The organism is Actinoplanes sp. CA-142083 (assembly GCF_050942195.1).
In the GTDB taxonomy this organism is placed as follows: Bacteria; Actinomycetota; Actinomycetes; order Mycobacteriales; family Micromonosporaceae; genus Actinoplanes.
In genome coordinates this window covers 3,251,875-3,274,648 of record NZ_CP192076.1, presented here as the reverse complement: position 1 = coordinate 3,274,648, position 22,774 = coordinate 3,251,875, and the positions used below count along the sequence as shown (strand labels likewise).

16 protein-coding genes, 4 tRNA genes and 1 pseudogene are annotated in these 22,774 nt (G+C 69.3%); 9 read left to right on the top strand and 12 right to left on the bottom strand.

The features are described 5' to 3' along the window. Positions 1 to 352: 352 nt before the first annotated feature. The 8 genes from ACQPZX_RS15055 to ACQPZX_RS15020 form a co-directional block, all read right to left on the bottom strand. A tRNA-Lys gene (locus ACQPZX_RS15055) sits at positions 353 to 425 on the bottom strand. Between the two features lie 104 nt (positions 426 to 529). Further along, positions 530 to 603, bottom strand: a tRNA-Ile gene (locus ACQPZX_RS15050). A gap of 4 nt (positions 604 to 607) precedes the next feature. Beyond that, a tRNA-Ser gene (locus tag ACQPZX_RS15045) sits at positions 608 to 700 on the bottom strand. Between the two features lie 235 nt (positions 701 to 935). After that, complete coding sequence (locus ACQPZX_RS15040; protein ID WP_433380287.1) at positions 936 to 3,248, bottom strand: DUF3488 and transglutaminase-like domain-containing protein; 2,313 nt, start codon at positions 3,246 to 3,248, stop codon at positions 936 to 938. Next, positions 3,242 to 4,345: a DUF58 domain-containing protein gene (locus ACQPZX_RS15035; RefSeq protein ID WP_433380284.1), complete on the bottom strand. Its 1,104-nt coding sequence runs from the start codon at positions 4,343 to 4,345 to the stop codon at positions 3,242 to 3,244. The genes ACQPZX_RS15040 and ACQPZX_RS15035 overlap by 7 nt, the downstream gene beginning before the upstream one ends. A gap of 185 nt (positions 4,346 to 4,530) precedes the next feature. After that, the gene (locus ACQPZX_RS15030; protein WP_433380281.1) at positions 4,531 to 5,523 is read right to left on the bottom strand and encodes an AAA family ATPase; all 993 of its coding nucleotides are present in this window, start codon (positions 5,521 to 5,523) and stop codon (positions 4,531 to 4,533) included. A 12-nt stretch (positions 5,524 to 5,535) separates the two neighbouring features. Beyond that, positions 5,536 to 8,085: a fibronectin type III domain-containing protein gene (locus ACQPZX_RS15025; protein WP_433385248.1), complete on the bottom strand. Its 2,550-nt coding sequence runs from the start codon at positions 8,083 to 8,085 to the stop codon at positions 5,536 to 5,538. Positions 8,086 to 8,298: 213 nt separating this feature from the next. Then, the gene (locus ACQPZX_RS15020; protein WP_433380278.1) at positions 8,299 to 9,723 is read right to left on the bottom strand and encodes a fibronectin type III domain-containing protein; all 1,425 of its coding nucleotides are present in this window, start codon (positions 9,721 to 9,723) and stop codon (positions 8,299 to 8,301) included. 200 nt (positions 9,724 to 9,923) lie between these two features. On the opposite strand from ACQPZX_RS15020, the gene ACQPZX_RS15015 reads away from it, so the two are divergent. From ACQPZX_RS15015 to ACQPZX_RS15000, 4 genes are all read left to right on the top strand, one after another. Beyond that, positions 9,924 to 10,008 (top strand) — tRNA-Leu (locus tag ACQPZX_RS15015). 273 nt (positions 10,009 to 10,281) lie between these two features. Further along, complete coding sequence (locus ACQPZX_RS15010) at positions 10,282 to 10,593, top strand: transposase (RefSeq protein ID WP_262012285.1); 312 nt, start codon at positions 10,282 to 10,284, stop codon at positions 10,591 to 10,593. Beyond that, positions 10,590 to 11,126: an IS3 family transposase gene (locus ACQPZX_RS15005; RefSeq protein ID WP_433380274.1), complete on the top strand. Its 537-nt coding sequence runs from the start codon at positions 10,590 to 10,592 to the stop codon at positions 11,124 to 11,126. Before ACQPZX_RS15010 ends, ACQPZX_RS15005 begins: the two co-directional genes overlap by 4 nt. Positions 11,127 to 11,159: 33 nt before the next feature. Continuing rightward, positions 11,160 to 11,504: a transposase gene (locus ACQPZX_RS15000; protein WP_433380271.1), complete on the top strand. Its 345-nt coding sequence runs from the start codon at positions 11,160 to 11,162 to the stop codon at positions 11,502 to 11,504. Positions 11,505 to 11,931: 427 nt separating this feature from the next. Here the strand turns inward: ACQPZX_RS15000 and ACQPZX_RS14995 are convergent, their stop codons facing one another. Next, positions 11,932 to 13,092, bottom strand: a complete 1,161-nt coding sequence (locus tag ACQPZX_RS14995; protein ID WP_433380268.1) for an amidohydrolase family protein — start codon at positions 13,090 to 13,092, stop codon at positions 11,932 to 11,934. Between the two features lie 950 nt (positions 13,093 to 14,042). On the opposite strand from ACQPZX_RS14995, the gene ACQPZX_RS14990 reads away from it, so the two are divergent. Then, positions 14,043 to 16,268, top strand: coding sequence for an MMPL family transporter (locus ACQPZX_RS14990; RefSeq protein WP_433380266.1), 2,226 nt, complete (start codon positions 14,043 to 14,045; stop codon positions 16,266 to 16,268). 117 nt (positions 16,269 to 16,385) lie between these two features. Here ACQPZX_RS14990 and ACQPZX_RS14985 read toward each other — a convergent pair whose 3' ends face one another. Both ACQPZX_RS14985 and ACQPZX_RS14980 read right to left on the bottom strand, forming a co-directional pair. Then, positions 16,386 to 16,616: a hypothetical protein gene (locus ACQPZX_RS14985; RefSeq protein WP_433386100.1), complete on the bottom strand. Its 231-nt coding sequence runs from the start codon at positions 16,614 to 16,616 to the stop codon at positions 16,386 to 16,388. Then, positions 16,590 to 16,723 (bottom strand): annotated as a pseudogene (locus ACQPZX_RS14980) (transposase); the annotation flags it as partial. The pseudogene ACQPZX_RS14980 and the gene ACQPZX_RS14985, both read right to left, overlap by 27 nt. 159 nt (positions 16,724 to 16,882) lie before the next feature. On the opposite strand from ACQPZX_RS14980, the gene ACQPZX_RS14975 reads away from it, so the two are divergent. From ACQPZX_RS14975 to ACQPZX_RS14960, 4 genes are all read left to right on the top strand, one after another. Next, entirely contained in the window at positions 16,883 to 17,566 is a 684-nt protein-coding gene (locus ACQPZX_RS14975; protein ID WP_433380263.1) for a response regulator transcription factor, read from the top strand. After that, positions 17,563 to 19,011, top strand: a complete 1,449-nt coding sequence (locus ACQPZX_RS14970; RefSeq protein ID WP_433380260.1) for a HAMP domain-containing sensor histidine kinase — start codon at positions 17,563 to 17,565, stop codon at positions 19,009 to 19,011. Before ACQPZX_RS14975 ends, ACQPZX_RS14970 begins: the two co-directional genes overlap by 4 nt. 322 nt (positions 19,012 to 19,333) lie before the next feature. After that, positions 19,334 to 20,260, top strand: coding sequence for an NADP-dependent oxidoreductase (locus ACQPZX_RS14965; protein ID WP_433380257.1), 927 nt, complete (start codon positions 19,334 to 19,336; stop codon positions 20,258 to 20,260). Positions 20,261 to 20,340: 80 nt separating this feature from the next. Beyond that, positions 20,341 to 22,080, top strand: a complete 1,740-nt coding sequence (locus tag ACQPZX_RS14960; protein ID WP_433380254.1) for a hypothetical protein — start codon at positions 20,341 to 20,343, stop codon at positions 22,078 to 22,080. 119 nt (positions 22,081 to 22,199) lie between these two features. Here the strand turns inward: ACQPZX_RS14960 and ACQPZX_RS14955 are convergent, their stop codons facing one another. Further along, complete coding sequence (locus tag ACQPZX_RS14955) at positions 22,200 to 22,709, bottom strand: winged helix-turn-helix transcriptional regulator (protein ID WP_433380251.1); 510 nt, start codon at positions 22,707 to 22,709, stop codon at positions 22,200 to 22,202. Between the last annotated feature and the right edge of the window lie 65 nt (positions 22,710 to 22,774).

Here is a 22,774-nt window from a genome sequence, read left to right as displayed (position 1 = left end):
GCAATAAGTGGAAGCGTGATGCGCGACTCAAAGCGAGTTCCGAGATCCTTGGAGCACTTCAAGGCGTCGTGCGTCGACTGAAGGACGTTGCATCGGCGGAAGGCACCGACACTCCGGAAGCCAAAGCCTGCATCAGCCAGTATTTTGGTGCCACTACTGCTTGGAATAGTGCCATGTACACGGCGCTAGTGGTCGGCTTGCCGCTGAGCTGCTCGATGCTGCCCGCCGAGGATCTAGCCTGCCTCCTTTAGGACTAAGCTCAGCTTGGAGCTGGGAGCGATCGATTTCCGACGCCTCCATAGAATCAAGAGGACGTGAGTCCTAATCGACTGTTCGTCGTACCCGGTAGAAGTGCGCCGCCGGGGAGTCGAACCCCGAACCTACTGATTAAGAGTCAGCAGCTCTGCCAGTTGAGCTAGCGGCGCGTTGCGGAGACGGGGCGAGTCGAACGCCCACGGGTGGTTAACCCCAACGGTTTTCGGGACCGCGGCCGGCGCCCATCGGCTGGCGTCTCCATTCAGTTTTGTCGTGTCGCCGGGTGGGGTCGAACCACCGGCCTCCGCCTTATCAGGGCGGCGCTCCAACCTGCTGAGCTACGGCGACATCGCGGAGGGCGAGGGATTCGAACCCCCGGCGAAGGCGTGCGCCCCCGCTGCGGATTAGCAATCCGCCGCCTTAGACCTGACTCGGCCAGCCCTCCTCGGCGGGAGCGTCAGAGCCGGCCATGCAGCCTGATACATCAGCTCCCACGGTGGCCGGCACACGAAAAAGCCGCCGGCCCCGGATGCGGGAGCGGCGGCAAGGAGAACGACCGACGCTACCGTTTCCGAATCTGCTTGCTGACGGAACTCTGCGACATCATCGGGAATCTCCTGAACCGGGGTGATCGGTGATGTTCTCTACGGTAGGGAGCATCGGGCGGCAGGACAACGCAATTAATCGCGGTGCCAGCGCAGCGGGCCGGGGTGGATGCTCCACCAGATTCGGCGCCACCAGGAGCGGCGGGCGCGCAACGCGGTGGCGTAGTCGACCGCCTGTTGGCTGGCCCGCGAGGCCTGGCCGTCGTCGGCCGCGCCGGGCGCGAAGCCGACGGTGTTGATGCCGGCAACGAGTGCGTCGAGCGGAGGCAACGGCGGCGCGGAAGGAGAGGGCGGCGCGGCAGAAGCGGGCGACGCAGCAGAAGCGGGCGTCGCAGAAGGAGAGGCAGAGGCGGGCGACGAGGTGGGTGCCGACGAAGGCGTGGCTCGGCGCAAGCGGCTCCGTCGTGGTGGGGCGGGCGAAACCGCGTACGCGGCCGCCTCTGTCGCCGCAAGGTGGGACGGCATGGGGCGGCCCGCAAGGCGCAAGGCATCCCTCAGCTCCGCCCACGCCCCGGCGATGCGGTCGTCGGGCGTGCCGGCCAGGAGCCGACGCCGGCGCAGCGAGCTCCGCATCGTCAGCAGGGTCAGCGCCGCGGCACCCATCAGAAGCAGCACCGAGCCGGACGCGCCGCCGGCCACCACGACCGTGCCGGGGCCGCCACCGGGAGCGGCAGCGGGCGCGGCCGGCGGCGCCGACGACGAAGTGGGCGAAACGGTGGGTGGTGGTTCGGAGGGCGGAGATGGGGGCTTGGTGGGCTTCGGGGTGAAGTCTTCCTCGACCGGGCGGGGATTCTTGCTCTTCGGCATCGGGTCGAAGGGGACCCAGCCCAGGCCGTCGAAGAGCACCTCGGGCCAGGCGATCGCATCCCCGCCGGTCACGGTGCCGCCCGCGGCCGGCGCGTCGAAGCCGACCACGACGCGGCTGGGCAGGCCGGTCAGGCGCGCGAGCACGGCGAAGGAAGCCGCGAACTGCTCCGACGTCCCCACCTGCCCGCCCTGGTCGCGGGGGCCGAACAGGAAGAAGGTCAGATTCGGGTACGCGTGGCCGCTCGGCGCGTCGGCGACCTTGCGGTAGTGCTCGGCTAGGAAGTCCTCGATGGCGGCGGCGCGGTCATAGGCGGCGCCGTTGCCGTCGGCCAGCTGGTCGGACAAGCGCTGAAGCTGGTCGGGAACATTGGCGCCGACCGAAAGGTAGCGCGCCACGGCGCCGCCGGACGGCACATCTGCTGTTGGCAGAAGGTTGAGATCGGGGGTCTGCTCCTCGGAGACGACGTCGTACCGTAGTCCCGTGGCCAACTGCTCGGGGCGGATCAGGGTTCCGGTCCCCGAGTCGAAGGCCACCCTCGCACCCGTGATCTCGGTGGGCGTGGGCACGACGGGGAGGAGTCGGCCGGTGAGACCGTCGATCGTAATCTGCTGGCGTACGGTATGAATTGCCGTGTCCGCAAGGCGCGGCTGCTGCGGAAGCACGCGCCCGGCATTGCGATAGGTCGCTCCGACGCGCCACGTGATGCCGTCGTAGTCGGGCATCACGGCCAGCCGCAGGCGGATCTTCTTGTCGCTGGCCGAAACTTCGAGAAGGCGCTGGCGGGGGTCGAGCATCCAGCCCGAGATCCGGTTGAGCGGGCTCTCGTCGAGACTGTCCACCTGAGGCGGCTGCACGTAGCGGCGCGGATCAACCGGCGTCGCCGAGACCTGGCCGCCGACCCAGGGCCCGATCGCCGCCGCGAAAGCCAGCACCGCCACGAGCCCAGCTGCTGCCGCGCTCCCCCGCACCTTGGACGGCCCCTCGACCTGCGCCGGCCGGTTGCTGGTCGCCATCGCGACGATCGCCAGTCCCGCGAAACCGAGCGTCGCCCACCCGGCGGCCGAGGCGTTCGGCCCGACCACATAGAGTGCGCCCGCATAGAGCGCCGTCACTGGCACCAGCCCGAGCAGCACCCGCCCCGCGCGCACCGCCACCTCGGTGGCAGCGAGGCCGGCCAGCCACGCCGCGATGACCGGCACGACAACGGTGTCCGGCGTGGGCTCGACCGGGATCATGGCCGTGAGCAGCCGAGGGATCCCGTTCGCGAGCGAGTCACGGGCGATCTTGGCCAGGGGCCCGGTCATCTCGGCGCGGCCTGCGGCCCATTTCAAGACCACGATGGTGTACGCGGCCAGCAGCACCGCCGAAATCGGGGCCACCGCCCAGTTGGGCAGCCGGCGCGCGCCCACGCCGAGCCCCACCGACCCGAGCGCGGCGCCGGCGACGAGCAGGACGAGCAGCGAGTCCGCGTAGATCCGCCCGAGCACGAAACCGGCCAGCGCGATCATTCCCGCCAGCGCGGAGGCGACCACGAGCGCACGCACCCAGGCGGCCCGGCGCGCGCCGCCGCTCGTCACCATCCGCGCACCCCGTCCCAGGCTGCCGCGAACTCCGGGCCGTTCTCGGCCTCGATGACGATCAGGCCGTCGCCGCTGGAGACCGGCGCCGCGTCCCGGTCGCCGAACAGGCCCGCGAGCACTACCGGATAAGGCCCTCGCAACCCGCTGACCGCGCCGAGGTCCTGCCGCCCGCCGGGGCCGGTGAGGAAGACGAGGGTGTCGCCCAAGCGCTGAGCGCGCAGGCGCCGCAAGGTGGCCGCGAGTTCGCCGTCGGCCAGGGTGGCCTCGGTGAGCACGTCCAGGAACGGGCCGGTCGCCGTCGAGGTGACCAGGTGCAGCGAGACGGGCAGGTCTTCGCGCACGGCGGCCGCGACGATCGAGGCCGCCGCTTCGCACGCCGCCTCGAAGGAGTCGGCTACGCCGTCGCGCAGCTCGGGGTGGGCCACGGCCCGGTCGTCGAGCAGGACCACGATCGTGGGCTCGGAGGTGTCGAGCTGTTCGCGGACCATGAGCTCGCCGACCTTGGCGGAGCTGCGCCAGTGGACCCGCCGGAGTTCGTCGCCGACCACGTATTCGCGCAGCGAGTCGAAGGTGATGGTGCCGTGCGGGACTTTGTCGATCCGCCCGTCGAGGCTGCGCGAGATGCCGGCTGGGACCGCTCGGAGCAGATGGATGCGCGGGTGGACCCAGACGGACGCGGTGCCGCCGTAGGTGCGGGCCAGCGTGATCAGCCCGAGCGGGTCGCCGCGGGTGACTTTCAGCGGACCGATAGGCACCACACCGCGCCGGCTCGTCGGTACCGGGTAGTCCACGGTGGTGTCATGTCCGGGACGCAGGCGCAACAGCGGAACCGGCACGGTCGTGGGGCCGCACCGATCGGCGGCGATGAGGTTGGCGCCTCGGACGCGGCTGGTGTTGCTCACGGTCAGCGTCATCCGGGCCGGCTCGCCCCGGGCCACGCGGTCGGGGTCGGCCGCCCGCTCGACGCCGAGCCGTGGCCGCCACAGCGCGAAAACGACCCCGCAGATGAGTGCCACAAGCGCGACGGCGCCCAAGAGCGCGAGGTCGGGATACCCGTAGCGGAACCCGCCGAAGAGCAGGACCGCTCCGCCGAGCAAAAGACCGATCCCCCGCCCGGTAACGCCACCAAGTCTCACCCGAAAGCGCGCCGGGCCGCTGCCGGTCGGCGGAGCGCTGCCGACCGGCAGCGGCGGCTCGGCGGTAGGCGCGCCCGGCCGCGAGGCCAACGGCGCACCCGGTTGCGAGGCGGGAGGCGGCTCGGCGGGGGCGCCGTTGGGGCCGGTCACGCCCCGGCCGTGACGCGGTTGCTGTCGGGGAGCGGGACCGGCACGGAGCGGACCGCGTCGTCGAGTACCTCGGCTGCTGTCACGCCGCGCAGCTGTGCGTCGGCCGACAACAGGATCCGGTGGGCGAAGACCGGGCCGAGCAGCTCCTTCATGTCCTCGGGCAGGACGTACCCGCGGCCCTGGATCAGCGCGTAGGCGCACGCCGCCCGGGTCAGCGCGATCACCCCGCGCGGGCTCACCCCGACCCGTACCTGCGGGTGGTTGCGGGTTGCGGCGGCGAGGCGCACCGCGTAGCCGTACAGGGGGTCGGCGATGTGGACGTGCATCGCCATCCGGACCATCTCGCCGATCATCGCCGTGTCGGTGATCGGCTCGAGGGCGTCGGGCGAGCGCATCGCGGCGCCGCGCAGGACCTCTATCTCGACCTCCTCGCTGGGGTAGCCGACCGACAGCTTCACCAGGAAGCGGTCGAGTTGTGCCTCGGGCAGGCGGTACGTGCCGTCCATCTCGACCGGGTTTTGCGTGGCCACGACCAGGAACGGCTGTGGCACCGGGTGCGGCACGCCGTCCACCGTCACCCGCCGCTCCTCCATCACCTCGAGCAACGCCGACTGGGTTTTCGGCGAGGCCCGGTTGATCTCGTCGGCGATCACGATGTTGGCGAAGACCGGGCCGGGGTGGAACTCGAAGCCGCGGCTCGCCTGGTTGAAGATCGTCACGCCGGACACGTCGGAGGGCAGCAGGTCGGGCGTGAACTGGATGCGGCGCCACTGGCCCTGGATGGACGCGGCGAGCGCCCGGGCCAGCGTCGTCTTGCCCACGCCGGGCACGTCCTCGAGCAGGACGTGCCCCTGCGCGAACAGCGCGGTGACGGCCAGCCGCACGACTTCGGGCTTGCCGAGCACCACCGCGCCGATCCGGTCGGCCAGTGCCGCGGCGACCCGGGCGAAGCCCTCGATGTGCTGCGGCGGTAGAGGTTCGGTGTGCACGTGGGTCGGTCCTCAGCAGGTCTTCAGGTCGTTGATGTCGTCCCCGCCGTCGAGGTTGAGCCACGCCCACGGGATGTAGTTCTTGCCGGAATAGTTGACCTGGACCCACCAGGTGCTGCGCTTCTCGTTGTTGTAGATGTAGGCGTACACCACTTCGCCGGACTTCTTGCAATACGCCGTCAGCTTGGTGCCCGGTTTGGCCCAGCCGACCTGCTTGTCGTTGTCCTGCTGGGTGGTGCTGAAGATCTCGTTGCCGTTGCGGCCACTGACGTCCTTGTCGCAGTAGGTCGCGGTGTCGCCGTCCTGGCCGTTGTTGCAGGTGGCCGTGCCGGCGAGGTTGTCGGTCGTGGCCTTGGCCGTCGTCGTCACGCTGCCGGCTTTGTTCTTGGCCGTCACCGTGAACGTGTAATCCGTCCCGGCGGTCAGCTTGCTCACGGTCAGCGAGCTGCAGCTGCCGGACGCCGAGCCCGCGCCGGACGCGCTCACCGAGCAGGTCGCCGTGCCGCCGCCCGCGTCCACGGTGAACGAGACCGTCGCGGCGACCGCGGTCGGGTTCACCCCGGTGATCGTGGCCTTCGGCGTGGACAGGGTCTTGGCCGTGGCAGTGCCCGCCTCGCCCGGGCCGGCCTCGTTGACCGCGCGGACCTCGACGGCGACGGTCTGCCCATTGTCGAAGCCGGTGAGCGTCGCTGCGGTGCTGCCGTCGGTGAGTTCGACGGTCTTGCCGCCGGCGGACACGACGTACTTGCTGATCGGGCGCCCGTTGTCGGCCGGGGCCTGCCAGGTGACCCCGACCGCGCCGGCCTCGTCGCCCAAAGTGGCGGCCTGGACGTTTTCCGGGCGGGCGGGCAGCGTGAACGGCACGACGCTGCCGCTGGGCGGCGACGCCTTCGAACCGGCGCCGCGCTCGTTGACCGCCACGACCGTGAACGCGTACTGCTTGCCGTACTCGAGCTGGCCCGCCGGAATCGTCAGCGACGTCTCGGTCGCGTCGCCGATCGGGGCGCTGCCGCCCTCGGAGATGGCCGTGACCGTGTACCGCTTGATCGCCAGCCCCTGCCCGTTGGCCGCCGGCCAGCTCACCGCCACCGTCCCGTCCGGCTTGGCTTCGGCGGTGACCGCGGTCGGCGCGTCCGGAACCTCGGCCGTCGGCTTCACGCTGTTGCTCGTACGGGTCGGGCCGTCGCCCTTCTTGTTCACCGCGTGCACGGCGAACTGGTAGGTCTCGCCGTTGGTCAGCGCGGTCACGGTCAGCGACCGCTGGTCGGCGCCGACCTGGAACGTCTTGCCCGCGCCCTCCACCACGTACCGGGTGATGGCCGCGCCGTTCTCCGGCGCTGCCTGCCAGGTCACCCGGGCCTCGGCGTTGCCGGCGGCGGCCCGCACGTTACGCGGCGCGCCCGGCTTCGAGGCGACCGGCTTCCTGGGCTTCGGCGGGGGCGGCGTCACGGCCGGCGGGGTCTTGGGTGGGTCGCCGCCGAGCACGTCGTCGGCGTACTTGTCCACCACCCGCACCTTGTGCGCGTCGTCGACCACCTGGGCCACCGACGAGTTCGGAGCGTTGATGAACAGGTAGCCCTCGCGGACCTCGAGCTCGAGCTTGCCGCCCGGCCGGTCGAAGGAGATGTCCTTCTGCGCCTTGCCGGCCGAGTCGAAGACGTGCACGGTGCCGGCGTCGTCGGCCACGTAGAAGTAGCCCTGCCAGGCCACGGCCGGCTGCAGCTCGGCGCCGGTGCCGGGCACCGCGAAGTCGGCCCGCATGCCCTGGTCGCCGACCACGTAGACGTGCCGCGAATCGGTCACGGTCACCGGCACGGACCGGCCGTCGGTGTGCGAGGCCAGCGAACCCAGCCCGGCCAGCGGCAGCGTCACGGTGGCCGGCTTGGCGTCACCGTGGACTGTGGCCAGCGCGTTGGTGGTGCGGTCGAGCACCGCGACGCCGTCGTCCAGCGTGGAGAGCGCGAGGTCGTGGCTGGCCGCGGCGACCGCTTCCGTCCGTACGATATGAGGCCCTTGACTTGGGGATTTTGACGCCGACGCGGCCGGGGCGACCGCGGTGATGGTGCCCTCGCTCGGCGCCGCGATCCACAGCCGGCCCTTGCCGTCGAAGACGCCGCCCGTGATGCCCGGCGGGAAGCGCATCTCCGCGCCGATCGGGGCCAGCGTCTGCGGGTCGATCTGCTGCACCTTGCCCTGAACGGTGTCGACCACGAAGGCCGAGTCGTCGTCGAGGGCGACGCGCACGCCGAAGCCCGGATTGCCGGAGTCCACCCAGAACTGGTGCAGGGTCGTAAGGTCCATCGAGCCGATGCGCCCGGTCTGCACGTCGCGGAGGATCACGAACCGGTCGGTCTGCGAGATCTCCAGCTGATGCCCGCGCGCGTCCGGCACATTGACCCGGGTGTCCACCTTGGCGGTCACACCGTTGATCCGCGCGACCTCCGACTTGGACCGGCTGAACACCCACGACGCGGCGTCGAAACTGGCCACCGCCTGATCGGCCGAGCCCAGCCCGAGCACGGTGAGGCCAAGCCCACCCGCGAGCGCGACGACGGTCCCCATCGTGACGAGATAGCCGCGACTGCGCCACCGACGTCGCTGCGCGGTCACCCGCACACCCTCCGTACTGGCGCCATCTGCGCTGGTCACTACGGCAATCCTCCTCCTTTGACGGACCCCCTCCGCAAGGACGCAGGCCATCATAGGGGGAGGTGGATGAGTGCCGATACCCGGAAGTCACGGTTGTGGACAACTCCGGTCGCGGAGCGTGATCCACTACTTCGGGGCGTTAGGCCGATCCGTGCACGACTGCTGCGAGGTGGCGAACTTGTTGTCGCGATACACCGCGACCACCGCGAAGCAGTAGTTCAACGTGGGGCTCAAGGCATTGATCTCGTACGACGTCTGCCCAGGTCCCAGCGTGCCCACGGGCTTCAGTTGCTGCCCCGGCTGCGCCATCGCGACCAGGAACGAGACACTCCCGTTGGCCGGGTCCTGCCAGGTCACCTTGATGCTCGTACCCTCGTCGTTGATGGCCACATCGGTCGGCGGTTTACCACCCAGAGTTGGCACATCCGAGTCGTTTTTGTCACCCGACCGGTTGGCAAGGACGAAAACAAGCGCGGCCACGGCGATCACTGCGGCCAGGACCGCGGCTATGGCCGCGAAGATGCCTAGGCCACGCTTCGCTTTCTGATCGTACGGGTGAGCAGGCGCCTGATTCGGGAAAGCTCGCTGGGGGTGGGGTGGGGCCCAGGCCGGGGGTTGTTCGTGCCAGGTTTGCTGGGGGAATTGGGGCTGTGGATAAGCCGGTTGAGGTTGTGGCATCTGTTGCTGGGGTTGCGGCATTTGCTGTTGCTGGGGGGCTTGCCACGGGTGCTGGATGGCTGGGGTTGGAGGCTGGGTGATCGGCGGGAGCGTGGTGGTGGGCTCCTCGATCGCCGCGAAAGCCGTCGTCGGCTCCTCGTCTGCCTGGCGATCCGAGGGCCGGTGAGCTGGTGGGGCGCTGGGCTGATACGTCGGCTGCGCTGGTGGGGTGCTCGGCCAAGGTGCCGGCGGGGCGCTCGTTTGGGGCGCCGGCGAGGCACTTGGCTGAGGCGTCGGGCGGGCGCTGGGCTGATACGTCGGCGGGGTGCTCGGCTGATATGTCGGCTGCGCTGGCGGGGCGCTCGTCTGAGGCGCTGACGGGGCGCTCGCCTGAGGTGCCGGGAGCGAGCTCGTGGGCGGAGCCGATTGCGGTTGGGGCGCGTGCTCCGGCCGTACGGGAGCGTCTTGTCCTTGCCCCAGATAAGCCCGCGCCCGCGCGACCGCCGGATGCCCCCCACCCAGCGTGGCGGGCCCCCACTCGGCGACCCTGCTGAAGGCCTTGCGCGCCTCGTGCTTGTTGCCCAGCTCCTCGGCCACCACGCCGATCTCGTGCGAGATCTCCAGCATCAGCGCATCGGAGTCCCCCAGCCGGAACAGCCCCGCCCCGTAGGCTTCCTCCAGCACCCGCCGCGCCGCCATCGGATCGTCGTCCTTCTGCAGCGTCTGCCCCAACTGCAGCGCAGTACGCAGGACGTCCGGATCCCCCTCAGCCAGGTTGACCTTCCCCAGCGCGACAGCCCGCTCCAGCAGAGCTATGGCACCCACAAGATCGCCGGACTCGGCCAGCGATTGAGCTTGCTGCCGAGCCGGCGCAAGGGGGGATGGCTGCGACACGCGAGTCATGCTGCCCGGTACGCGCCTTTCACGCCAGGCCGGGCCCTTCCGAGCGCCCATATGCACCGGAATGTCCCACACCCCACCCCTCGTGGAGCCCCCGCCGAGGGCCGTGTAAAGTTCTCTCCTGTGCGGCCCGCCGGGACGCCGATCCCCGGTGCAAAATCGGGGTGCGGCGCTGGGTAGGGTTTGTAGTGCAGGTCCGGGTGGCGGAATGGCAGACGCGCTAGCTTGAGGTGCTAGTGCCCTTTATCGGGCGTGGGGGTTCAAGTCCCCCTCCGGACACAGTTGATCATGGCTTGACCTGCGCGTTCTTTGTGGGTGTCCCGACTTTGTTCTCGTGTTTGTCGAGCTCAGAGACGTGGGGGTTTGAGTCTCTCTCCGACACTGCTATTCGGCATGGTTCCTCCAGAGGGTTGTGTCCTTGGCTTCGGACACCGTTCGACGTCGCTCCGCGCTGTCGTGACCGGGTCGAGCACCCGGGCCGGCGAACTTGAGTTCCCCCCGGTTTGGCGGAGCTTCTCAAGCATGATCGACTGATCATGGGGAGGAAGTCCTGTGGCCGCACCGAAGAAGTACCCCGACGAGCTACGGGCGCGTGCCGTGCGCTTGTATCGCGAGTCGGACCCGAAGCCGACGATCCGGCGGCTGGCGGAGCAGTTGAACGTGCATCACGAGGCGTTGCGCAACTGGATCCGGCAGGCCGAGGCCGACGCGGGCGAGCGTCATGACCGGCCCACCAGCGAGATGGCCGAGGAGAACCGGCGGCTGCGGGAAGAGGTCGCTGAGCTGCGCCGGGTCAACGAGATTCTGCGCGCGGCGTCCAGTTATTTCGCGTCGGAGCTCGGCCCGACCCGGCGACGGTCATGAGGTTCATCGACGAACACCGTGACCGCTTCGCGGTCGCGCTCCTGCTACGGGTCCTGAACATCGCCGAGTCGACCTACTACCAGTGGGTGAAGCAGGCCGAACAGCCCTGTGACCGGGACCTGGTCGACCTCGGCCTGATCTCCAACATCTACGAGGTCTGGGAAGCTTCTGAGTTCACCTATGGCGCCGACCGCGTCCACCGGCAACTGCGCCGCGACGGCATCCGGGTCGGCCGTAAACGCATCGAGCGGCTGATGGCCGGTCAGGGCTGGCACGGGGCGTTCCTGCGGCGTGGCTGGCGCGGCGGCTCGACCCGGCAGAACCCCGCGCATACGCCGGCGCCGGATCTGGTCAACCGCAACTTCACCGCGAACCGGCCGAACCGGCTCTGGGTAGCCGACGCCACCCGGATCCCGTGCGGCGAGGGTGTGTTCTGGCTGGCCGCCGTCCGCGACGTGTTCTCCCGCCGGATCGTCGGCTGGAAGATCTCCGACCGGTGCGACACCGATCTGATCCTGGCCGCGCTCGAGTAGGGCATCTTCTCCCGCGACGTCCGCGACGGCCAGTTGATCCACCACTCGGACCGCGGCTCGAACTACACGAGCTTCCGCTTCTCGCAACGCTTGCGGGACAACGGGATCCGGCCGTCGATGGGATCAGTCGGCGACTCGTTCGACAACGCGCTGATGGAGAACTTCTGGGCGACGCTGAAGATCGAACTTGTCTACCGAACCAGCTGGCGGACCCGCGACGAGGCCGAGAACGCGATCTTCACCTACATCGACGGCTGGTACAACACCCGCCGCATCCAGAAGGAACTCGGCTACCTCAGCCCGGACGAATACGAGACCGTCTGGCACGTCCAGGCAGAGCCCGATAACCTCACCCCTGCCCCGACCGGAAGCAGGTAATCACCGCTCCGTGAAAACGGGGGGAACTCAAACTCGTGCTCGTCGGAGTCGGCCCGCACGGAGGTATCGCACCGACACGGGCAACACTGCCATCGATCGATGGCACGCCGAGGGCCTTGTGGCCAGTTCCCGGCCTGCCTCGGTCATCATCGGCAACACCGGCTCGAGCCCTCGCGCACCGGCGGGAAGGCTTGGTACCGCAGCAGCACCGGGTTCGCTTTTCGCCGTCGGTGGCAATGCTGTGCTCGCCACCGACGGCGTCCAGGCGTGACCAGGCGATGGCGTGGTGATTGTCGGGGAGACGTGGGCGGGGCGAGGGTCTGCCAGGGATCCGCAGCGGGCCCTCGTGAACCACGCTGTCGATGACCGAGCGGGTCGGCGCGCTGAGGATCTCAGGAGAGTCACTACTGCTGCCGATGCCGGCGCGTCACTTCACGGCTACTTTCATTTTGAACAGTTTCTCCGCGTTTCGGAACGCGATCTTTTCCTTGTCTTCGCGTGGCAGATCGACTCCGCGGAACCAGTCCGTCTGCTCCTTTATGTCCGCGAACGGATAGTCGGTTGCGAACATCACTCGATCCACGCTTATGTGCTTCAGCAGGAGAGTGAGCAGATGGGTCTGGGGGAATGCGCTGGTGGTGATCCAGAAGTTGTCCTGGAAGTATTGTGCGAAGGGCTTCTTGAGTGAGCTTTCGGTCGGCTCGCCCATGTCATTGACGATCCGCTCGTAGTAGAAGGGAAGACCTTCGCCCATGTGGCCGATGATGATCTTCAGTTTGGGGAATCTGTCGAAGACCCCGTACGTGATCATCCGAATGCACTGGGTCAGCACCTCCTGGTGCCAGCCATATCCGGATCCACTGAAAATGTAGGGTTGGAACTCCTTCGTGTACTGAGGCCGCGTGGTGTCGTAAAGGATCTTGAAGATCTCGTCAGCTGGATAGCCGGGGTGCAGGTAGATCGGCACATCGAGAGCAACGGCACGTGCCAACACCGGCTCGAAATCGGGATGATCGAGATACTTCTTCGTGATGTGTCCGTTGGTCAGCGCGCCCAAGAAGCCGTCTTCCTTAACCGAGCGTTCCAGTTCGTCCGCCGCCGCCTCCGGGCTCTGCAAGGGCAGGGTGGCGAAAGCCTTGAAGCGGCCCGGATATTTGGCGATCGGCCTTTCTGCAAGTAGCCGGTTGAGACGATAGGCAAAGTCGATGCCCTTCTTCCCAGGGACATTTTGTACGGACGGTGTATGGGCAGAGAGGATTTGAACGTTGAGTCCCCCCGTGTCCATGTCGTCGATGCGGCGTTGTCCTAGATCCGCAAGACCAATCTCCGTAAGGAACGCGATATGATCCGCATTGATGGAGTTCAGCTTCAACAACTCAGGAGTTGAAAATGTCTCCTCCGCGCCGATGAAGGGCAGGTCCCGGTCTCGCTGGTAGATGTCCGCGGTACTGTCCGCGTTCTGGTCCGGAGCCTTTTTCGGAGTCTTGTCGTCGCTCACTGCCGAGGCGATGGCATGCGTGGACACGCCGGCGCCGATACCGAGTGCCGTGGCTGCGGCCAGGAAGCTACGGCGTCCCATGGAGTTCATGTCAGTCTCTCTTCCGGTGTTTGTGTGGTGCGGTGTCCGTACGGCATCCGTCTGCGAGATGCGTCAGATCGAGCCTTCGTCGCCCAGGTCTCCACCCGAGCCGTGCCCCCACGACGACCTCGGCGCCTGATCCCGCTGAAGCGGTGCCGGCCGGGACCAGGGGTTTCCGCGTCCTGCCCGGAGTCCGGGAACAGCCCGCCCGCGTGCGTGCTGTGCGGGCCGGCTGGGCGTGCCCCGCATTGTTGTGGGGGTGCGACGCCCACAGGCGGCGACCGGGTACGCCGTCGCCAGAGCCACGGTGGACGTTCCGAATCTGGATAGACCGGGCGGCGCTTTTCCTGACGGCGCTGCATCCACTGTCATCACCAGCTTCCTGCCGACGGATCACCTCGCCTGTCTGACGCCGAATTCGTACCTAGTGAATCTGAGACGAACGTTAGAAATGCTCAGGTCGGTCGTCCGAGCCGGGCGCCCCGGCGCATGCGTCCGCGTGTTGGACTTCTACACCTGCCCGACCGCGCGAGTACGGGCCGTTGCGTTCTCGCTCTGCGGACCGGTGAGCTGCGATGATGCGCGGTGATCGGCCCAGATGGCTGTTCGAGCTCACCGATGCGGTGGGCTGCCGCTACCGCGGCGCGCGGGCGGCTGGTCCTGGCCGTGGACGTCAGTGCCGGCTGCGCCTGGACGCCAACGACACACAGTCGCGGCGCGCCTGCTGCGGCCCACTCGGGACTACATCGCCCTGATGCTGTCCGACCCGGACGTCGTGACTGCGGCTACCCGGTCGGCGGACCTGCTGCGGAAGGTGCGCGCGCTCCTGCTGAGCCTCGTCGACCACGCGGCTGCACCCGCGTGGACCGCACGGGTCAACACCGTCACCGCCCGCACGGACCGGTCGACGTCTTTCTCATCCGACCCAACGGCTGTCAACCGGTCTGATCAGCACATTAATGATCGTCTCAGATTCACTCGGTACGAAGTCGGCGTCGGACAAGCGATGTAACGCTGGCGTAGGAGGAAAGATGGCAGTCAACGTAGCCCCGACCAAGGAAACGCCGCCGGGCCGGTTGGCGAGCCGGTGGGTGCCGTGGCTGGTGATCGGCTTGTGGGTGGCGCTGGCGGCGGTCATGGTGCCGCTGAGCGGGAAGCTGAGCTCGGTGACCAAAGACAGGGCCGTGGACGCCCTGCCCGCCAGTGCCGACTCCACCAAGGTGGCGGCGCTGGAGGACAAGCTTCCCGGTGGTGAGGAAAACACGTTCATCTTCGTGTACCACCGGGCCGGCGGTGTCACCGCCGACGACCGTGCGGCGGTCGAGCGTCATTACAACACCTTGGCCACGCGGTACCCGCCGAAGGTGACGCCGCCGGCCGGCGAGAACGACGAGGGCCCGCCGACGCAAATCTCCAACGACGGCAAGGCGACAATGTTCACCCTCAACGTGAGCACGAGCTACGGCGAACCGGCGGTCCTCATCGGCCCGATGCGTGACACCGCGAAGGACCGCCCCGCCGGCCTGGACCTCGACGTGACCGGCCCGGCAGGGATCGACGCCGATATGGACGCTGTCTTCGACGGCATCGACGTGCAGGTCTTCCTCACCACCGTCATCGTCGTCACCATCCTGCTCATCCTCACCTACCGCAGCCCGGTGTTGTGGTTCATCCCGTTGGTGGCGGTGGGTGTGGCCGCGCTGACCTCGATGGCGACCGTCTACCTGCTCGTCAAGGGCTTCGGCCTCGTGATCAACAGCCAGAACTCGGCACTGCTGACGATTCTGGTGTTCGGCGTCGGCACGGACTACGCGCTGTTGCTCATCGCCCGATATCGGGAGGCACTGCACCAGCACGAAAACGTCCGAGTCGCGATGCTGCACGCGCTTCGCGGCGCGGCACCGGCCATCGTCGCATCTGCGGCCACTGTCATCGCCGGCCTGCTCTGCCTACTCGCCGCGGACCTGAACGAAACCCGCGGGCTGGGCCCGATCGGTGCGGCCGGCATCCTGTGCGCCCTGGTGGCCATGCTGACTCTGTTCCCGGCGGTGCTCGTGGTGCTCGGCCGGCGGATCTTCTGGCCAGCCATCCCACGGTTCGGCACGGCCATGCGGCAGAAGCCAGGGCTGTGGGGACGCCTCGGCGCCGCCATCAGCCGCCGCCGGTGGGTGGCGACGCTCGCTTCGCTGGGAGTCCTCGGCGTGCTCGCCGTCGGGCTGATGGGCAACACCAGCATCCTGCGGGAGCAGGACCAGTTCCTGTCCACGCCGGAATCGGTCACCGGCTTCACCGTTCTGCGCGAGCACTTCCCGGAGCTCGGGGGCCAGCCGATGACGGTCTTCACTCGTGCGGCGTACCAGAAGCAGGTTCTCGACGTAGTCATGCACACCCCCGGCGTGGCACAGGTCGAAACGGGTGAGACAAAGGGGGGCTGGGTCGACATCTCCGTGTTCCCGAAGGACGCGCCGGACACCACCGCGGAGTACGACACGATCAGGCGGGTGCGCACCGCCGTGCACACGGTGAACGGGGCGGAAGCGATCGTTGGCGGGCCGAGCGCGGAGCACCTCGACACTGACGTGACCACCAGGCGCGACCAGAAGGTGGTGATCCCGCTGGTACTCGCCGTCGTCCTGATCATCCTCGGGCTGCTGCTGCGCGCCATGGTGGCCCCGCTGGTGCTGATGGCCACCGTGATCGTCTCCTTCGCCGCAGCCTTCGGCGGCAGCGTGTTCATCTTCGACACGATCCTCGGGTTCAAGGGCATCGACTACTCGGTGCCTCTGCTGGCCTTCATGTTCCTGGTGGCACTCGGCGTCGACTACAACATCTTCCTGACCCACCGGGCCCGGGAGGAGACCGTGCGCCTTGGCACCAGAGACGGCATCCTCAAAGCTCTCTCCGCCACCGGCGGCGTCATCACCTCGGCCGGCCTGGTCCTGGCGGCCACGTTCGCGGTCCTCGTCTCACTTCCGCTGGTAATGCTGGTTGAGCTCGGGTTCCTGGTCGCCTTCGGTGTGCTGCTCGACGCCCTGCTGGTGCGGTCGGTCCTGGTGCCCGCCCTCACCCTGCTGATCGGCCGCCGGATCTGGTGGCCCAGCCGACTGTCCCGGCCAGCGGCGGATAGGCCGCCGACAGGGCGGCACTCGCTCGCCGACGACCGGGAGCCCGTACTGCAACGGTGAACGCGCCGGCACGGACGAGATCCGGGACGGGTAGCCAGCCCGTCCCGCGTCTTCTCCCGTGCCCGGCGCGGGTCTTCCTCGGCCCGTAACAGACGTAGTAGGCCAGCGCGCCAGTACTCATACCGCGTCGGGCGAGCAGCCAGTGCCCACGGCCGGGCCGCCGGAGAGACCCGCGTGGCCCGTGAGCACCCGGACGGCCGAAATCCGCGACCAGGCCCGCCGGGGCAAACCGGCGATCAGCTCGTCCACGCGGACGCGGCCCATGCTGGTGGTGACCACGTCGTCGTTGCAACGCGTCGCCCGCGCAGCCGGCATTCCCGCGGGCAGATACAACTGCCGGTCGATCAACGCGAGTCCCGCATCAAGCGGCAGGCCAGAAAGACGCCGATCTGGCAGTTCTCGATCCGCCCCGCGGGCCCGGAGTACTGCCGGGCCACCCCGGCGGGGTGCATCCCGTCTGGTGACAGGTCGCCGGCCTGCTCGGCTAAGGTCCAGCCGTCGTCGTGCATCCGTGAGCACGGCAAAGCGGCAGCGTCTTTAATACTGACCTCAGGTTGATCAGGGAGGATGAGCGTCGAAGGCATCGGTTAGAGGGGTGGGCCGGCGTGCGGATCATGATCGCGGATGATGAGGCGGCCATCCGTGAGTCGCTGGAGCGGGTGCTCCAGGTCGAGGGGTATGACACCAGCACCGTCGCCAACGGTCTCGCCGTACTCGACGGGGTCACCGGGGCCGGCGACGACACGCTGGATCTGCTGATCCTGGACGTGATGATGCCCCGTCTCGGCGGGTTGGAGACCTGCCGGCGGTTGCGGGCGGCGGGCCGGGATCTGCCGGTGTTGATGCTGACCGCCCGGGATCAGGTCTCCGACCGGGTCGCGGGGCTGGACGCGGGCGCGGACGACTATCTGCCCAAGCCGTTCGCCACCGAGGAGTTGCTGGCCCGGGTGCGGGCCTTGCTGCGCCGGCGCGCGCCGGCCGGCGGGGAGTCGCCGGTCCTGTCGTTCGCCGACGTGCGGCTCGATCCCGACCGGTTCGAGGCGTGGCGTGGCGGGCGGCCGCTGCGCCTGACCCGGACCGAGTTCTCCCTCCTGGAGGTCCTGGTGCGCAACGCGACCCGGGTGCTGAGCCGCGACGCGCTGTTCGAGGCGATCTGGGGTTTCGACATGAGCACCACCGCCAACAACCTCCAGGTGTACGTGAGCTATCTGCGCCGCAAGATGGAGGCCGAGGGTGAGCCCCGATTGATCTACACGCTGCGCGGACTGGGATACACGTTGCGGGAGACTCCTCCGTGACCAGGTCCGGGGGCCGGGGGCCGCGCCGGTGGATCCGGTGGTGGCGCCGGCAGTCCTTGCGGACCAGGATGACGGTGATCGCGGCGACCGCCATCGCGGTCAGCGTGTTCGTGTCCTTCCAGGTGGCCAGCGAGCTGATGGACCGCAAGCTACGGGCCACCGCCGCGGATCAGCTGCACGCCGACTCCCGCGTCCTGGCAACCAACGCGGAGCGCGCCGGTCTGGCGCAGGTCCCGCTGCCGCCGTACCCGGGATCCGGCAGGCTGGTGCGGGTCATCCTGCCCGACGGTTCGACCCGGACGCCGGCCGGCCAGCCGGCGCTGCCCCCGGTCAGCGAGGACGCCCGGCGCGTGGCGCAAGGCGCGGCTACCGACCTGCTTGAGTCGACCGACTGGGATGACGGCTACCGCGTCTACACGCTGCGGGTGGGCGACGGCGCGGTTCAGGTGGCCGACCTTGCCGACGACAGCCCGATCAACGAGTTCGGGTTCGGCATGCTGCTGATCGGGCTGTTCTGCGTGGCCGGCGGCGCCCTGGTCGGGCGGGCCGTGGCGCGGACCGGGCTGGCCCCGATCGATCGGCTGACCGCCGCCGCGGTACATGTCGCGCAGACCCGGGATCTCGACGCCGACATCCCGAACGAGGGCGGCGGGGAGATCCGGCGGCTGACTCAGTCGATCAACGACATGCTCGCCGCGCTGCGGGACTCCCGGCAGGCCCAGCGGCTGCTCGCCGAGGACGCCGCGCACGAGCTCAAGACCCCGCTCACCAGCCTGCGCCTCAACGTCGAGCTGCTGATCCGGCTCGATCGGCGCGGCACCATGGACAGCGCGCTGCCGGCGGAGAGCCGGACCCGGCTGCTCCACGATCTCGGCGCCCAGGTGGCCGAGCTGAGCACGCTCGCCGCCGAGCTGACCGACCTGGCCCGTGGTGACATCAGCGACGAGAACACCGAGCTGATCGACCTCGCCGACGTGGTGGTGGCCGCCGCGACCCGGGCGCGTTCGCGCATGCCCGACATCGAGGTCACGCTCGACGTGAGCTCCGTGTGGGTGAGCGGGCGGCCCGCCGCGCTGCAGCGGGCTGTGCTCAACCTCATCGACAACGCCGGCAAGTGGTCCCCCGCGGACCGGCCGGTCCAGGTCCGGCTCTTCGCCGAGGGCGCGTGGGCGGTGCTCGAGGTCGACGACGCCGGCCCGGGTATCGACGCCGCCGACGTACCGCGGGTGTTCGACCGGTTCTACCGTGCCGACAGCGCCCGGGCGTCGCCGGGCTCCGGTCTGGGGCTGTCGATCGTGCAGCGGGTCGTCGACGCCCACGGCGGCCGGGTCACCGTCGCCCGCTCCGCTCGCGGCGGCGCTCTGCTTCAGGTCGGCCTTCCGGCCGCCTCCCCGCCCACCGCGAGCGAGTGGTTGACCGCCGGGGAGGACACCGCGGTGCGCTGATGCGCATCTGGTTGCGGAGGGCGCGGCCGCCGACCGGCCGCGGAGGTCGGCGCCGGTGTCCTGCGGGCCGCTGCCGGCCTGCCCGGGACGCCGCACGAGATTGTGCCGCCGGGTGCTGCCCGGCCTTTGAACCCGCGCTGTCGGCACCGACAGAGGTGGTTCTCAGCATTTCAGTGCAGAAGCGCAAACTTGGACAGCAACTCGAAGTGTCGGCCCAGTGGTCGCCCGCTCGCCGTGGCCGCCGGGGTCGCGGTGCGCGGGTGGCACGGTCGGCGTGTTCCCGGCCGGGACGAGGCGGTGGGCGGGCGTCTAGAGTGGACGCGTGCTGGGAGTCGTGGCGGCCGCGCTCGGCGGTCCTGAGGTGTTGCAACTGACCGAGCTGCCCGAGCCTGAGGCGGGTCCGGGGCAGGTAGTGGTGCGGATCCGCGCGGTCTGTGTTCACCCGGCTGACGTGGCCGCGACCACCGGGGAAATCCCTCTTGGGCCGGATGTTCCGCCGTTCTCACCCGGCTGGGATATCGCCGGCGAGGTGGCCTCGGTCGGTCCCGACACGGCGGATTTCGAGGTGGGTGACCGTGTTGTCGGGATGATTCCGTGGTACACGACTCGGGGCGTACCCGGCGGTTATGCCGAGTTCGTGGCCGCCGGCGTGGACTGGTTGGTGCGGTTGCCGGACGGGCTCGACTTCGTGTCCGCCGCCACGGTGCCGCTCAACGCCCAGACCGCACACCAGGGGCTGTCACTGGTGTCACCGGCCATGCTTCCGGCCGGCAGCAGCATTCTGGTCACCGGCGCCAGCGGCGGTGTCGGCGGCTTCGCCACGCAGCTCGCCGTTCAGGGTGGCTACCGCGTCCTGGCGCAGGCCAGCAACGGGGACGAGCAATGGGTGCACAGTCTCGGCGTGCACGAGGTAGTTTCCCGTTCCGCCGATCTGGCCAGGGTAGGGCCGGTGGCGGTGGTGTTCGACGCGGTCCCCCTCGGCGAGGCGGCGGCCGCTGCCGTCGAGGACTGGGGGATCCTGGTGGCGACCCGGCCCACGCCGCCCATCGTTCCGGCACGGGGTGTGCGCCAGGAACTGCAACTCATCCGGCTCGACCGCAAGTTGTTGGCCGACCTGGTGGAGCAGGTGGCGGCGGGACGTCTGCGCACGCGCGTCGCGGCCACGATGCCGTTGACCGAAGCGGCCGACGCGCACCGGCGGGTACTGGCGGGCGGCCTGCGCGGAAAGCTCGTGCTGACGGTCGGCTGACTGCGAGAGAAGCCGGCGTCGAAGAGCTCCGCCGAAACCTCGGCCATCGAGCAGGTAGCGGCTGAGTAATGATGGGTGGCGTGCCCCCCGCATCCGCGCGCCGGGCGGCAGGTGACGTCGCCGCGGTGCTGAGCTATCTGCTGCTGGCCGTCTGGATCATGCGGGGCCTGTGGGCCGCCCCCGCTGGGCAGGTGCTCTTGCACGGCGACGACCACCAGTTCTTCCTGGCAATGATGGCGCACGGCGAGCGGGTGGTCTACCACGGCGAGACGCCGTTCTACCTCACCCGGCTCAACGTCCCGACCGGCGTGAACATGATGGCCAACACCTCGGTGCTGGCGATCAGCATCCCGCTCGCTCCGTTCACCCACGCTTTAGGCCCGGCCGTCACCGTGGCGCTGATGGCCACCGGTGCCCTGGCCGGCACGGCGACCGCCTGGTGGTGGGTGCTGCGGCGGCACCTGCTCGGCAGCGGGCCAGCCGCCTGGATCGGCGGACTCTGGACGGGCTTCGCCCCCGGTTTCCTCGCCCACGCCAACGGCCAGCCCAACCTGGCCTGCGGGTTCGTGGTCCCGTTCATCGTCTGGCAGGTGATCCGGCTGCGCGAGCCGGGCCGGCTCTTGCGTGGCGGGTCGGCCCTCGGCGTGCTGATCGCGCTGCAGGCTTTCGTCGGCGAGGAGTTCCTGCTGCTGCTGGCGATCACCATGGCGCTGATCGCCGTCGCGTACGCGGCCATGCGCCGGCGGGAGACGCTCGAGGCGGGCCCCCGGTTCGTGGCCGGCCTGGCGGTCGCGGGGCTGGTCGCCGGCCTCCTGCTTGCCTACCCGCTCTACCAGCAGTTCCACGGGCCGGGCCACTACACCGGGCTGCCCTTCCCGGTCGGCACGTCCCCCACCACGCTGCGCTCGGTCGCCGCGTTCCCGCGCAGCGCCATCGCCGGCAGCGTCGCCCGGGCAAGGGAGGCGAACGGCGGCAGCGTCACCGAGGAGAGCGTCTTCTGGGGCCCCGGCGCCTGCCTCATGATCCTGGTATCGATCGCGATCCTGTGGCGGTCGGCAGCCGTCCGCGCCACCGCCCTGGCCGGCCTTGTCATGCTGGTCCTGTCATTCGGCACCCAGTTCCGCGTCGACCGGACCACAACCACCGGCGCCGGCTCGCCATTCGCCTTCGTCACCCGCGTCCCGCTGCTCGACTTGGTGACAACGCCCCGATACGCGCTGGCGAGCACCACGATCGCCGGCGTGCTGATGGCGCTGGCAGCCGACCGGGTGCACAGTTTCCGGTGGTTCGCCCGGGTGCCGTACTGGACTGGCATCGCGCTGGCGTTCGTGCCGCTGTTCCCGAAGCCGCTGCCGACCTCGCCGGCCCCGCCGATGCCGGCGTTCTTCGCCGACGGCACATGGCGGTCGTACGTGCACGGCGACCAGACCGTAGTGATCGTGCCCCTGCCGAAGATGCGCACCGGCGGGGCGGCCATGCGCATCGCGGCACTGAACACCTTCGCGTTCCCGGTGCCGCGCGGATACTTCATGGGCCCGCGGAACCCGCCCGCGGACGACCAGGGCTCGTGGTCGCCGCCGCCGCGCTTCACGGTCACCGCCCTCGACCAACTGCGCCGCACCGGGACGCTCCCGCCGGCCAGCGTCGACCTCCGCCGGACGATGCTGGCCGATCTGCGCTACTGGCACGCCGGCGTGGTCGTCCTGCTGCCGCAGATGCCGCATCAGGCTGCCGTGCGCCGAGTGCTGTCCTATGTGCTCGGCACCCCCGAGGATTACGGTGACGTCACCGTGTGGCGTGTGCCCCCGCCCCCGACCTGATCACGCGCAGGAGACAAGTGCCGGCCGCGGCCCAGGCGCGATATTGCCCGCATCGGGCGGCACCGCCAACCCAGCGATCAAAGGCAAAACGCACCCCGGTCGACGACAAGCTGCGGCGGTTACGTCGTCGTTTCGAGAGTGCCGCCCGCGACCGCGGCCTCGTACGCCGCCTGCAGCTCGGCGAAGACCGAAGGGGTGCCCGCTGGGCGGGAGATGCCGAGGTGCTGTTCGCGTAGCTCGTCCATGAAGCGGTCCCACAGTTCGGGGCCGCCCTGCTCGAGCAGCTCGGCGCGCACGGAGAGCTCGTGGCTGGCCGGCAGGTGCCGCCGGCCCCACGAGCCGAGCGCGGCCATCACCGGGACGAGCTGCACGCCCGGCTCGGTGAGGCTGTAGCGGATCTTCTGGCGGTGGGTCTCGTCGTCCGTGCGCCACAGCAGGCCGTGGGTGACCAGGCGCCGCAGCCGGTCGGCGAGGATGTTCGAGGCGATGCCCTCCTCGGAGCCGGTCAGCAGCTCGCGGAAGTAATGCCGGTTGCCGAACATCATGTCGCGCAGCACCACCAGCGACCACCGATCGCCGAGCACCTCGACCGCCAGGTTGATCGGGCATCCCGACCTGTGCTTTCCCACGCGCTGATGGTACTTCGCAACCGGTCGTGCTAGCGTGACCGCGACCACTTTCGAACTGCAATCAG

Excerpts from the sequence above, each read along its gene's own strand:
- ACQPZX_RS14975 (WP_433380263.1), top strand. The coding sequence starts at position 16,883 with ATGATCGCGGATGATGAGGCGGCCATCCGTGAGTCGCTGGAGCGGGTG.
- ACQPZX_RS15005 (WP_433380274.1), top strand. The coding sequence starts at position 10,590 with ATGAGGTTCATCGACGAACACCGTGACCGCTTCGCGGTCGCGCTCCTG.
- ACQPZX_RS14995 (WP_433380268.1), bottom strand. The coding sequence starts at position 13,092 with ATGAACTCCATGGGACGCCGTAGCTTCCTGGCCGCAGCCACGGCACTC.
- ACQPZX_RS14990 (WP_433380266.1), top strand. The coding sequence starts at position 14,043 with ATGATCGTCTCAGATTCACTCGGTACGAAGTCGGCGTCGGACAAGCGA.
- ACQPZX_RS15025 (WP_433385248.1), bottom strand. The coding sequence starts at position 8,085 with ATGGGGACCGTCGTCGCGCTCGCGGGTGGGCTTGGCCTCACCGTGCTC.
- ACQPZX_RS15040 (WP_433380287.1), bottom strand. The coding sequence starts at position 3,248 with ATGGTGACGAGCGGCGGCGCGCGCCGGGCCGCCTGGGTGCGTGCGCTC.